9 protein-coding genes are annotated in these 12,452 nt (G+C 58.2%); 5 read left to right on the forward strand and 4 right to left on the reverse strand.

The annotated features are described in order from the left end of the window. Positions 1 to 3,351 precede the first annotated feature (3,351 nt). A complete protein-coding gene (locus ACWF6P_RS30890) occupies positions 3,352 to 3,528 on the forward strand; it encodes a hypothetical protein (protein ID WP_452623584.1) in 177 nt (58 codons plus the stop codon). Between the two features lie 198 nt (positions 3,529 to 3,726). Here ACWF6P_RS30890 and ACWF6P_RS30895 read toward each other — a convergent pair whose 3' ends face one another. Then, on the reverse strand, positions 3,727 to 4,095 hold the full coding sequence (locus ACWF6P_RS30895; RefSeq protein WP_452623585.1) for a hypothetical protein: 369 nt from the start codon (positions 4,093 to 4,095) through the stop codon (positions 3,727 to 3,729). Positions 4,096 to 4,190: 95 nt separating this feature from the next. Next, complete coding sequence (locus ACWF6P_RS30900; protein WP_452623586.1) at positions 4,191 to 4,820, reverse strand: PASTA domain-containing protein; 630 nt, start codon at positions 4,818 to 4,820, stop codon at positions 4,191 to 4,193. A gap of 680 nt (positions 4,821 to 5,500) precedes the next feature. Between ACWF6P_RS30900 and ACWF6P_RS30905 the strand changes: the two genes are divergently transcribed. The 3 genes from ACWF6P_RS30905 (at position 5,501) to ACWF6P_RS30915 (ending at position 8,654) form a co-directional block, all read left to right on the forward strand. Further along, a complete protein-coding gene (locus ACWF6P_RS30905) occupies positions 5,501 to 6,505 on the forward strand; it encodes a hypothetical protein (RefSeq protein ID WP_452623587.1) in 1,005 nt (334 codons plus the stop codon). A gap of 437 nt (positions 6,506 to 6,942) precedes the next feature. Beyond that, the gene (locus tag ACWF6P_RS30910) at positions 6,943 to 8,085 is read left to right on the forward strand and encodes a hypothetical protein (protein WP_452623588.1); all 1,143 of its coding nucleotides are present in this window, start codon (positions 6,943 to 6,945) and stop codon (positions 8,083 to 8,085) included. Beyond that, entirely contained in the window at positions 8,082 to 8,654 is a 573-nt protein-coding gene (locus tag ACWF6P_RS30915; RefSeq protein WP_452623589.1) for a hypothetical protein, read from the forward strand. Before ACWF6P_RS30910 ends, ACWF6P_RS30915 begins: the two co-directional genes overlap by 4 nt. A gap of 125 nt (positions 8,655 to 8,779) precedes the next feature. On the opposite strand, the gene ACWF6P_RS30920 is transcribed toward ACWF6P_RS30915, so the two are convergent. Further along, positions 8,780 to 8,965 carry a hypothetical protein gene (locus ACWF6P_RS30920; protein ID WP_452623590.1) on the reverse strand — a complete coding sequence of 62 codons (186 nt, stop codon included), beginning with the start codon at positions 8,963 to 8,965 and terminating at the stop codon, positions 8,780 to 8,782. Positions 8,966 to 9,346: 381 nt separating this feature from the next. Between ACWF6P_RS30920 and ACWF6P_RS30925 the strand changes: the two genes are divergently transcribed. Continuing rightward, complete coding sequence (locus ACWF6P_RS30925) at positions 9,347 to 10,573, forward strand: hypothetical protein (RefSeq protein ID WP_452623591.1); 1,227 nt, start codon at positions 9,347 to 9,349, stop codon at positions 10,571 to 10,573. A 607-nt stretch (positions 10,574 to 11,180) separates the two neighbouring features. Here the strand turns inward: ACWF6P_RS30925 and ACWF6P_RS30930 are convergent. After that, positions 11,181 to 12,410 carry an adenylate/guanylate cyclase domain-containing protein gene (locus ACWF6P_RS30930; RefSeq protein ID WP_452623592.1) on the reverse strand — a complete coding sequence of 410 codons (1,230 nt, stop codon included), beginning with the start codon at positions 12,408 to 12,410 and terminating at the stop codon, positions 11,181 to 11,183. Positions 12,411 to 12,452: the final 42 nt, after the last annotated feature.

Consider the following 12,452-nt stretch of genomic DNA (forward strand, 5'->3'; position numbering starts at 1 on the left):
GGGCCGCACCGAAGGGTGCGGCCCGCTCGTGTTGATGTCCCATCGCCCGATCGAGATGGACTCGTCGGAACTCTTAGTTCTGACCGGATCTCGGTCTGGCACGAGGCAGCCGGACGTACCGTCGGCCGTGCGTCGGCAGCGGTGACACCAGTTTTCTCGTTGAGCCCAAATCCGTTGTATCACCCAATCAATCGAATACGCGACAGCTCTTTGCAAATCGCACACAGTGACCATCCCAGTGAAATTGCGGTATAGACCAGTCGTGGAGGGAGTTGCTCTTTGTCGTTCGCTAGCACTGTCGGCGGGCGAGCCTTGCCTAGCACCCCATCACACGGATCGACGGTTGCAATTGGCCAGCAGGTTGTTGACCAATTGCATCCCGACCACTTGCCCACTGTTCGATTTGGCTGCGAAATGCGAGTGGTTGTTCTGTTCTGTAGTCGCGGAACAGGAACGTGGTGCCCACAAGTCGGTTTGGACGGGATCGGCCTCGTAGCACCTCTGGGTGAAGCAACGATCGAAATGTGGGCGTCTGACACGATCAGGTACGTCGTGTGCAGCGCTGGTGCGCTTCTGTTGACAGCTAGGTCAGTTCGCGCCGGCATACCGACCGAATATGACCGATGCGGAACGTAGTGCGATGGACGCGGATCCGTTCCGGAGGGGGCAGGGCGGTTGATCGGCAGGCTCTCCGGTCCTCGCTAGTTGTCATGAGTGTGGGGCATGAAGGTTGGCTGTGGCAGCGTAGCGCGGTGGTTTTCGTTATCGAGACGGGTTATCTACGCGTTCAGCACTTTTGATGTCCGGATTTTTTCGTAATTCGCGGCAGAATCTACGATAAGGGGGTGCAGTGGTTCCGCCGTACCTGGAGCAGGAACAAGCATTTAGTGGGGTTTCTGCTGCAGAGGGTCGAGTGTCGTCGCCATTTCCGGACCGGATGCTCGAGTGCGAGTCGACAGCCGGGAGGGCAGGCCGTGCGCCGCTGAACTGACCACTGAGAATAGCCGCAGCAATGAAGTGATGGCTAATTATATTGTACAGCAGTGATATTGGTAAAGTTTCCGCGCCCGTCTGCGCTTGCTTGAACAGGACGAAAACCCGTCTTGATGTCTGAGGTCAAGGCGGGGCATATCTCACGTCGCCGCACAATTTCTCGAACGGCTGAACCAACACTTACCCGGTCTACCCATGAAAACCTCAGCGCCTCGACCGTAATCCGCCACTGCCAAGAGAACGGACCAATCGGGCGTAAATCCACTAAAGGGACGACTCGACAATAGGTTGCCCTGCTGGCGCGAGGGGTGTGCCAGCGGGGGCTAGCGCCACTACCCGCATGGCGGCGCGGGGCTGCGGTGACGCCGAGAGAGAAAGTACGCACACCTGATCTCGAGTGCCAGTTGCCGCTGGGTCACACAAACCGATCGGCACGCTAATGGCCTGTCAGGCGATGGTGAGCGCAACTGACAGGCCATGAGCGCGGTGTCCATATCCCACTACAGTCCCGCCATATGCGGCTACCTGGCGCTGATCCGTCCAAACGTGACGAGGCCCCGCTCTCGTCAGTAGAGCGGGACCTCGACCGCGGCGATACCCAAAACGTTTACTTCCACGGGGAAGCCCGCCAAACGTCGGGAGGCGGGTTGGTGGGCCTCCGGGCCGGATAAGTGGAGCCGGTCCGACAGGCCGTGCGCACCGGACCAATTGGACTGGACGGTGCGCAGTTCAGAGACCCGCCCGACGGAGAGTGACACCTGGTAGGCAGGCCAGCGCGGCGACTCGTACCCTCGAGAGTCATCGCAACAGGGATCGAGTTCCCCGAACGGTCGACGGCTCAAGCCCGGCGCAATCACAACGCCCCCAAGTTCATCTGAGGCTGGGACTTCCTCGTCGTCGCTCCATATAGGCGATTGGACACGGTCTCAGTGGTTGCTTTCCCGCCCATGAGATCACGGCCAGGAAAGTTCTTGCTTCGGTTCTGCGGTCTCTTTTTCGGCTCGTATTCGTCCGTGGCTAACGCATGGAGTTCGACAGCAGTGAGTGTCCCGAGTGGAGATCCGTCCGCGAGGGAGGTCTCGACTCGAACCAGTCGTTTCCGGAACCATTGGCCATCGTCATCGTCGAATGCAAACGGTGTGCCGATGAACCGTGCAAGGTTCTCGAAGCCTTTGATCTCGTGGCAAAGTTGGACTGAAATTCTGGTCTTTTGCGGGTCGAAGGCCACTGTCACTACGCCATCGATGCAGCCGATCTCGGAAAACGCTTCAGCACTCGTGCGCTCATCGAGGTATCACGGATTGCTGCTACGAATTCGATGTCGGTTGGCCAGGTTTGGTTCTCATTGCTCGAACTCACGGGACTCCTTCGAATACTGCAGATTTTGGTCACTCAATGTCGACCTCAAGCTGGAAACCAAGTGTCTGAAAAAACTGGCGGGACCTCGTTTAGCATCTCGGACTGGGCGAAGATGTTGCACATTGGCGGCTCACTCGGGTAGTGAGTGACTACCTCCCGGGTGAGCCGTGCGCATCGGGATCGATGCATGATTCGATGCGCAGCCTTGGTGGCCCACCGGGCGGCGTCCGACCGTCACACCCGGTGGGCCGTGCGTGCAAGTCACCAATCAGACCTGTACGCAGTCTTGTGGTTCCACCGCACGGTGAGTGCTTCTGGTACGCGGCGGGGCCGTGCACGGTGGCGAGCCAGTAATTCTTCCGTCAACGCGCACAGTTCTGGTGACCCGCCTGTCACCGCTCAGTCAGGCGGGTCGTGCGCGCAGAAATGCCGATCAGAGCCCTGTGCACAATCTCAGTGGCCTACCCACCCCTGCCTGGCTGGGTAGGCCGTACGTACCGGAACGGACAGGAACGGCACGCAACGGCGACCCGCCGATCGATGGTGACGAAGCCAACGGGCCGCCTGCATCCCAGTCTGCGGGGCCAGGATGCATTGGAAGTTTACCAAATCATTACCCCACTGGTTGCGTTGGCACTTCAACTCGCCGGGGTTGAGTCACAAGACAGCCATGATTATTGCCAGGGCGAGGGATGCGAGGGTCATCGCCACCCACGTCCATTGTTTCTTCTGTGGTTCGTGGGAATGTTGCGGTCGTAGTTGGTCATGCGATATCCGCCTTCGTGAACAGGAAGATTTGGCCCGCCCCGTCCCCCTCAGGCGAGGCGGGCCATTGCGCGACACGACAGGGAGTGCCGCGCAGAACGAGAGGCTCACCGGATTGGCGCGTGACAGCTGCTCCGGTGAGCCGTGCACCCGGACCTGGCAAGGAAGGGCACTCAGGTATATTACTATCCCATTACCTGTCGAACGCAGGGGAGTCGCAACTGGGATGGTGGAGTGTCTTTCGATTGGTGGCTCGCCATCGCCGCGGTCGTGGCTGGCGCCCTGTGTCTACCGTTCCGGGTAGCAGCGTTGCTCGTCGAGAGCAAGGATCGCCGTCGACTGCTCGATCAAATTGGCATGATGTTCGGGATCCTGTCGGCGGGCTGGATCATCCTGGCGATCTTGGTCTGAGCGGGGTCGGGAATTCAGGCGAATCACGGCGTTTCGCTTCAGAATCCACGGCGTCTCGCTTCAGTTGCGTAACGCTCAGACATCTGTACCCAGTTTTCCAGAGCCTCGTCGCCGGCTTGTTCGTATGCCTCCGCGGCCGACATGCGTAGTTGGTGAATTTTCTGGAGTAGCTCAGAATCGCTCAGGCTCTCCAGGGAGTTACTGAACTTTGGTCCGCATGCCATCGTCACTCCTAGTGAGTTTCGTCGGCGGGTAGTCTCCGTAGGCGACTTTGCCGCGGCGAGCGAGATAATTCTCATCCTGGGCATCGGTGTTCACTTTGTAGTGGGCGGATCTGTTCTTGGTACTTTGCCGGATCGTGACATCGCGGACGCGCACTAGATTGACCGCGCGCGGCGAGCCTCGGTACGAGTTCGCTGTCTCGAAATCGATGGTCGTGTAATCGAGCATTCGGAGTCCTGTCTTGCTGCCGGGATGGACGGGTTGGGATCCGCGAAGGGTATCCGGCATGTTGATCGAACGATTTCGTTCTGGAGGCGCCGCCGCGCATTCGTCACGATCGATCATTGCGGGCCTCTGCGGTTTGATTCGTATGTTGTGCATACACTTTCGTCCCTAGCATCGAAGGCAGTTACCGAGAATGCCCACAGTGAATCCGTCTCCTAGGGGCATGTCAGGAGTGCGGCGTAGGTATTTGACGAGACGTTCGAGTTGGCGACCTCGGGCCACTCGGCTTCCTTGACGACGCCGACGATCAAACGCCCGCCCTGCGCGGTGTCGCATTGCGCTACGACGCGCCAGTTCGCTTTGTCGAACACAGTCCGTGAACTCTCGCCTGAGCGACTGGGTGCCAGGTTGGATGCGAGGTCGTAGGTGTCGAGGGTCAATCCGCTGTTCTTCTCGGCCCGGTCCACAGGTAGTGAGATAACCGTCGTTGCTTGTTTGGGTGCAGCAGGTGCCGGGGCCGCTCTCACCTCGGTGGTCTTCGTGGTGCGCGTCGAGGGGCTGGCGTCGCTGACAGTCAGGGTTACCGTGTCCCCTTTGGATACCGTCTCGCCTGCCTCCACGCTTTGGGATTTCACCGTCCAATTGCTGGCGACCCATACGCTTCTGCCCTTGCCGGATGCATCTGTTGTTTCGACATCGATGCCGATGTCTTTGAGTGTGTCTGTGGCGTCGTCGAGTTTCTCGCCGACGAGGTTCGGCATTTCGGATGTTGCGGGTGGTCCGCCGCAGGCGGTAAGTGTGATCGCAGCCAGGATGGCTCCGATGGCGGCGAGAAGTTTGGTCATGGGTTGTTTACTATCAGATTATCCGGACATTGCATACTGGACGGTCTTCAAAAGTATCCGTAACTTCCGGTATCTCTGCTAGATATGTATGCGACTACGACGAAACGGACGTGCGGTGAAAGACATTCAGATCGACAGCACGGTGAGATGCGGTGCTGGAACTGTGGCAACAAGAATTGCTTCACCGAGAAGCGCACGTTTCGGGCCAAGGCGATCGGTGTGACGGCGGGTGTTGCGACGTTGGGGGGGGTTGCTGGTGCGGTCGCTCCGTTGGCGACGAAGAAGAAGTTGAAGTGTCAGTTGTGTTCTGAGTACAACGACACTGGCTCCGCGAAGCCGTTCACCGGGCCCGCGTCGAAGAAGTGGCGGAAGATTCACGAGAAGAACGGAAATCGGTGTAGATCGCGGCTTGGTCATCGGCAGGTCCGCCGTGATCGAGTAATAGTTCGAAGTAGTGGGCAAAGTGCACTCGGACTCTTTGTGCAGTGACGAGGCGATGATGGTCGGGCGGCATTTTGTTCGTCGAGATGCGTCGGATTGTTCCAACGCCATTGGCCGCTTTGGTTCTCTCGTCGGCAACGTATGTTCCATGCCGGAGTGGAAAATGATGCACTCGTTGAAATTTGAACCGAGCATTCCGGACCGATCAATGGAAGCCAACAGGGACTAGGAGTCGGCACGTGGATGATGCCCGAAGTACGAAAAATGCTGGGAACCGATCGAGTATGAAAGCAATTGGGCGGGGTTTCGTTGGCCTTTCATTGCTGGCAGGGGTAGTCCTGAGCCCTGTACAGGCAATCGCTGGGCCAATCGAAGCTGTCCCTGTGCAGTCATTTCTTCCCTTTGAAGACTCACACAGTTCCTGGTTGTCGCTTGCTGTCGACGATGCGGGTGATGTTGTGGTCGGGGACGCAGGGACGTTGAGGGCCTTCGAACTCAAAGCCGGCGGATCAGTTCCGCAAGAAATCGACTTCGGGACGTACATCAATGCTGGCGCACTGGACGTGGACGGCAATGGCAACATTTACACCTTCAGCGACTATCGCAGTTTTGAAGTGTTGATGGCTAATGCGGGAGATCGATCGGTGGTTGCCCTCCCGTTTGGTGGTGCGTTGGGCGCCATCTCGGGAGGCGGTCTTGCCGTGAATCGTCATGGGGATGTCTTCGTCACGAAATACGGGACTGGCACGGTGTTCGAACTCAAGTCCGGGGCGACCTCACCGGTCGTCCACTCTCTGGGAGATCCTCTGACAGCCGGAATTACAGTGGACGATGCTGGAAATTTGTTCGCGATTCAGTATGTTGCCGAGAGCAATGAGGGGCGAATCATCGAACTCAAGACCGGCGAGACCACTCCCGTTGTGCTGCCTTTTGCACCTATTCGTGCTCCTCTCGACATCGATGTCGACGACAACGGCAATTTGTACGTTTCGGCAGTGAGAGCCGACGGTGTCGGCGAGGTGTTGAAGTTTGTTCCCGGAGCGGTGGCCCCTACTGTGGTTCCGATCTCCGGCGACTGGGTGTTCAGTGGGGTCGCAGTAAGCGGCGATGGTCGCAATATCTATGTCGGAGGCGGCCAAATCGACTCTGGCCTTTGGGGATCCAAGGTTCTGAGGTTGTCGATTCCCGATCGCGTACCCGAGCCCTCGGGTTTCGGCTCGTTGGGTGAACCTTTCGGTTCTTAGCAGCCAATCTGTTTTCTTGATGCGTCCGATGCAATGACCGTAAATGCATCGTGCCTGCGCCGGGAGTGCCTGCCCAGGGACGACCAAATATCGCTGATACGAGCAGCTTTTCGATCTCGGCTTTCTTCATGTCGAAATCGCTACTCACCGAGAGAGAGGCCCACTTTGCTTCCATTCGGGCACTCTATAGTCAGTGGGTGCTTGTGAAGCCTACTTCCCCTTCTCCGACGGCTGCCGAGTTACTGGTCGCGATTGCTCCGAGCGACGATTCCGGCGCAGACACCGCTGATCGGTACCACTGGCAAGCGGCTATGGCTGCAGCGGACGGATTGACTCTCTACTACAGGACTCTTGGTGAGGGTACTTCGCCGGCAGATAGCGATCGTCGGGTCCTCTGCGAGGTACATGAGGACTGGGTGCTAGTGGACGGCGACGCCGTGGAGCTGGTCTCCGGAAAGCACCGTGAGCAGTCGGTCGCGACTTTCACAACGGTGAACATGCTGGCGGATGCCGGAGGCCTCGCGCATATGTTCGACCGTTGGTCTGTCCTGCGGGAACGGCCGACATGCCGCCTCGTCACCACCGGCGGGCTAGGTAGTGGAGACCCCCAGTCTTTGGTAAATGCGGCCGGTCATTTCGAGCAGTTGAGGTTGTCGGGAACGCCGGTGACCGTCGATGACGAGCGGCGGGCTCTCGTTTGCGCCTTCCGTGACAGTATCGCGAAACACAGTGTGCCGGTGAGGAAAAACTGGGACGGCACCTCACTGGGTGGGGCAATCTCAATGGACGATCGAGCCGTCGAGGTCGCCCGCTTTCTCTCCATGCTTTCCATCGATCACAGCAAACCTCGTCGTGACCACATTGAATTCTCTGCGCCCAGCGAATATGCAAAGCCGGTCCTCGACAGACTCGAGGTCGGAGCGACAGTGTCGGCTACGATTGTAGGCGCCGTGTGGGAGGCTGTGGCGAATCTTTTTCGCGTGCGCATGCGTGCACGAGGGCCTGTCCCATGGGCTGGATTGCCCGAGAAGATATTTGGTCGGCCAATAGAAGAATCCTTCGCAACGGCACAGGGTGAGCGCTTGATGCGTGAGCGCACGATAACGATGGAAGACATCGAGATCGCGATCGAGACGGCGATCTCTCAGCCAGCCGGGTTCGCGCCTATATCTCGTCTACCTCGCTCAACGCGGCTTGCCGTCAAGATGGCCACAGGGGGATGTACCGACAACGGCATCGAACGCGCCGAAGACCTCCGGCAGGACTACAAGACCTATTGGAGAGATCGACAAAGCGGTGATCCGACCGCGCGTAGCGAACAAAGTAAGTTGCAGCGACGGTTGTTGCGCATCAGCGACGAAGAAAGCGCCGTAGGCCTTCCCGGAACTATATTCTGGCGCCGCGTACAGGAACGTGTCGACAACATTCCTGCGGAGGAGCTTCCCCCGGGCATGGACGCAGACCTAGTCTTGGGAGGAATTTGTGACCTCACCAACGAATGCAAGGTCTGGTTCGGTGAGCGCTTCGACGTCGTCGCCAGGATCGCTGAACTGCATGCACAGCGGGACAACCCGTCATGATCGACGTCGATGATGCACTCGAACTGGCGCTTCAACGCGAGGATCTCGCCTATCACCAAGCGCGAGTGCTCATGCTTGTCACGGCTGTCTCCGCCACCGCTGGTCACGCAGGCAAGCTCGAAGGACTCACCAAGCTCGCCAAACTCGATTTTCTCCTGCGATATCCGGTACTCGCCCTTCGGGTGCTTGACTCACTCGAGACGGGCGATCCACGGCTCCACGTTAGCGCGCACGATCTTGCGGATCCCACTGACGTTGAAGCACCAATGATTCGGTACAAGTTTGGACCGTGGGACGACAGATATTACGCCGTCATTGGCGCGCTCATCGGCCGCGGACTGTTGCGCTACATGAAACCACGCAAGGGCAGTATCGCTATCGCACCAACCACCGCCGGAAGACGGATGACCAGCGATATGGCTACGACCACCGAATGGACCGCAATCAATGATCGCTGCTACGCCATCGCGGAAGCATCCGCGAACATGACAGGAAACGCGTTGAAAGACCGCATATATGAGCGCTTGACTACATTGATGGACCGCCCGCATCGGCAGGTGATCCGATGACTACACGATTTCGAATCAATTCCTTCAAACTTGATACGACCGAAGGTCCAGTTGTACAAGAATTTCCATCCGATCTGACGGTGCTGGCCGGCCCAACAGGTGTCGGCAAGACCGCACTTCTCGAGCTACTCAAGTTCGGCTTCGGTTGCGAAGGCCGGCTCGCCGCGGTCGCCGAGGACCATGTCGATGCGGTGACACTCGACGTCAGTCTCGGCGACGCACGACTGCTCCTCCGGCGCAGCCTTGACCCTCAGAAACGGAAAACTGTTCGCGTTACGGACCTGATCACTCAGGAGCGGCTTCCCGACCATAATGTCGGCGCCACTGACCCGAGTCTGAACACCCTGCTGCTCGCACACATCGGCCTGCAAGATGATCTGCGGGCTGCAGCCGGCGGAACCAGCACCCGCGAAGGAAGCCGCATCTCTTTCGCCGACATACTGACATTCCTCTACATCCCTCAGTACGAGATCAACCGTGACATAGCCAAAAGCCAGGACAGCTACCTCGAGCCGAAGCGCAAGGTCGTCTTCGAGCTACTTTTCGACCTCATCGATCCGGAAATCCTGGATTGGCGCTCGCGAATCAATCTTCTGAAGAAGAGAGCACAAGAGGCAGAACAGCAACTTCGTGCGGTCACAGGCTTCCTCCACGACAGCAACACCACGAGCCGAGCCGAAGCGGAACAAGACTTGGCGAAGACAGCGGAAGATCAGAGCGAAGCGCAAAGCGAACTCGTCGCCCTTCGCGAGTCGATCGATCCGATAACCGACCGCCGGACGCAAGTCTTGCGCGATCTACTTGGTGAGGCGGAACGAAGCCTTGCATCCGCCAAGGCAGCCTCCGTTGAATTATCCCGACGGAATTCGGAATACACCCTCGAACAACGGCGAGTGAAAGGCGATCTCGACCGGCTGGGGAGGATGCGTGAGGCTGGCCTTCGAATGGCGAACATCGAATTCACGGTGTGCCCACGCTGCACGCAAAAACTGTCGCGCCAACATATACCCGCCGACACGTGCCGATTGTGTTTGCAGCCTGAACTGGACATGTCCACGGAGGAGTTCGATCAGTACGAGGCACGTCAGCTCAATCTTCAACTCGTCGAAATGGATGAGCAAATCCGTTCTGTTGAAGCAACTTTAGGACAAACGCAGCAGGCAATCTCCGAACGTGAGCACTTGGTCACGGATCTTGCGGGACAAATCGACGACCGTACGGCAGATCGCGTCACTCCGCGGCTCCAAGCATTTAGTGATGCGTCGCAACGTGTCGCGTCCGCGAGGGCGAAGCAAGAACACTTGGAAGCCACACTCAGACAGTGGGACGTCGTCGAAGACTTGCAGCGTGCGGCCGATGCACTGATTGCTGAACGTGAGCAACTGAGTGCGAAAGTCAAACGGGCGGAGGATCAACTGAAGTCCCGGCGCCGTGAGATCGTCGGCGAGATCAGCGATGAGTTCAGCAGGGCTGTTGCAGCGATCGGCATTCCAGCAATCGAGTCCGCAACAGTGGATCCAGACAAGTATCTGCCAGTTCTCAATGGGAAGGTTTTCACTAAATCGAGTCAGTTCGGTGGGGGAGTCGTTACTGCAACGCAGGTGGCATACTGGTCGTCTCTTCTGGCCGTGGCACTGCGGCGCCGTGACACCAAGTACCCGGCATTTTTGATGATTGACAGTCCACGATTGGCACTGAACACCGCGACGGAGGTGACAGAGAGGCTGTACCGGCGACTGGTCTCCCTTGCGGAAGCGAACCCGGGTCGAGTGCAGTTCGTCATCGCGGACAATGAACTTCCCGCAGAGTACCGAGGTGCATACGACCAGATCGATTTCGACTACTCGTCGCCAACGATCGACACGATCGCCCACCCCGGCCCTGCCGGCGTCGTGACCGTTGACAAGTTTTCCAGTTAGGCGGCTATCAAAATTTAACTGAATCATGCAGCGCAGAGGCAATTTGACTTGAAAGCATGAAGTCGGCCACCGTCAGCCAGACGAAGCAGGACACGTCGGGAAGACGATGCTGATCTGACGGGGTCCGGCCCGCAGCATCCGGGTTGTCCTTGCAACTGCTCAATCCGAAATGGTCCTCACTTCACGGTGGTGCCATTTCGTGTGTTGGTCGATGAAATTTTCGGCACCAGACGCGATTCAACTCTCGGTGTTGGGTTGATCATTCGGGTGTGCTGTTGAAGAACCGTACGACTCACGACGTACTGGTGCGGCCCGTGGCGGTCATTTGAGGCGCAACGTGTCGGTACGCAGACTTCGGCGCCTTGAGTTCTATCTGGTGCTGCGTTTCGGGTGGTCGTGCCCGGGAACACCATTCGTCCCGGGAACACCATTCGTTGTGACGCTGCCGGCGCGCGATGCAGCGCGCATCGGTCACCTGCGTGTTCGTCCTGATGTGGTGGCCTGGGAATATCGTTCGGATGTGGATGACTGGGTCGTCGACGTGTTTCTGGCACATTCCTGTGGCCGGATGCGTGAGCATCCGGCCACAGGGGTTCGGGTGGGGCCGCTATGCAGCGGGAACGATGTCGTCGTGGATTGGTACCGTGTTGACCGCACGGGCGCCCTTCGCTCCGCGTGCGATGTCGAATGCGACTTCATCGCCGATCTTGAACTGTGTGCGGAACTGATCGTTGACGTGGACGTAGAACTTCAGTTCCGTTCCGCGTTCGTCGGTGACGGTGATGAATCCGAAGGGCTTGTCCGAGCTGATAAAGCTGATTTTTCCGTCTGCGCCCTGTCCGATGACGGCGGTAGCGACTGCTCGACGTGACGCCTTTTTCCCGAGGGCGGCTGCGACGACGAAGGTGACTTCCGCGTTGTCCGCTCCAAGGTGCTGTACGTCATCTGGATAGAGCAGGCTGCGTTCCGGAAGGTAGAAGTCCTCGCCGGAGTCGACGTCCGTGACGAACCCGTACGTGCTCCCAGGTTCCCATCGCTTGACCCGTCCGACGCGTTGGTCTCCGATTTCGGGAACTTTCGATGTTGGATTCTGCGAGGGCTGTGGTGTCGCGGCAGCGGGTGGGTGTGATGTGGTTGCGTTCGCAATTTCGGTGACGGCGGAGGATCGAACGCCGAAAAGTTGTGACGAGTAGAGGATCTCGTGGTACTCCACGGGGTCAGGTATGCCCTTCAGTTGCAGCCTTTCGCGGGGGCTTCGATAGTCGGAGGGAGCGCGGTGAACGATCTTTCCGAACTGGGACACGATCTTGGTCATGTTCGCAGCTTCGACGGTATTGGCGTCAACGAACACCGCCTGGGCGGACGCTGCCGAACAAAGTCGTGCTGCGCGATCGCACGCTGCGGAGAGATGATCGATGCGGCCGTCTTCGGTGCGGAATCGGAAGGCCGGACCGGTAGCGACACCGACGGACATCTGAATGTCGATTTCACCACGTTGACCGTTCTTGTCGGTACTGAGCGAGTTCACATGCTCGAGGACCGCGATCCCGTAGTTCATCAAGCGATGTGCATGCTCGCTGTTGACGACAATCATGCAGCCGTCGCCCTCAAGCTTGACAGTGGAGGGCACGTCGAACTGCTTGAGGAGTTCTTCGATGATGCGGTACATCTTGAGGAACTCGGATGTCCATGCAAGACCGGACTTCTCGAACTTCTGGCCGGTTGAATCGCGCATGTCGCAAAACATGCAGCTGATTTCAGAGTTGTACGGGGTATCGATTGCGTCGTAAATCCCAGGGATGTCGTGGTCGGTGATGTTGACGTAGTTGGTGGACATCGTCGTCTCCTCAGCTGATCGCAACAGTTAACAATTGGCACG

It is taken from the genome of Rhodococcus sp. NPDC055024, assembly GCF_053608585.1.

Coding starts and splice junctions, on each gene's coding strand:
- ACWF6P_RS30920 (WP_452623590.1), bottom strand. CDS start 8,965: ATGGTCGGGAAGCCGCTCCTGAGTGATCAGGTCCGTAACGCGAACAGT.
- ACWF6P_RS30915 (WP_452623589.1), top strand. CDS start 8,082: ATGATCGACGTCGATGATGCACTCGAACTGGCGCTTCAACGCGAGGAT.
- ACWF6P_RS30930 (WP_452623592.1), bottom strand. CDS start 12,410: ATGTCCACCAACTACGTCAACATCACCGACCACGACATCCCTGGGATT.
- ACWF6P_RS30900 (WP_452623586.1), bottom strand. CDS start 4,820: ATGACCAAACTTCTCGCCGCCATCGGAGCCATCCTGGCTGCGATCACA.
- ACWF6P_RS30895 (WP_452623585.1), bottom strand. CDS start 4,095: ATGATCGATCGTGACGAATGCGCGGCGGCGCCTCCAGAACGAAATCGT.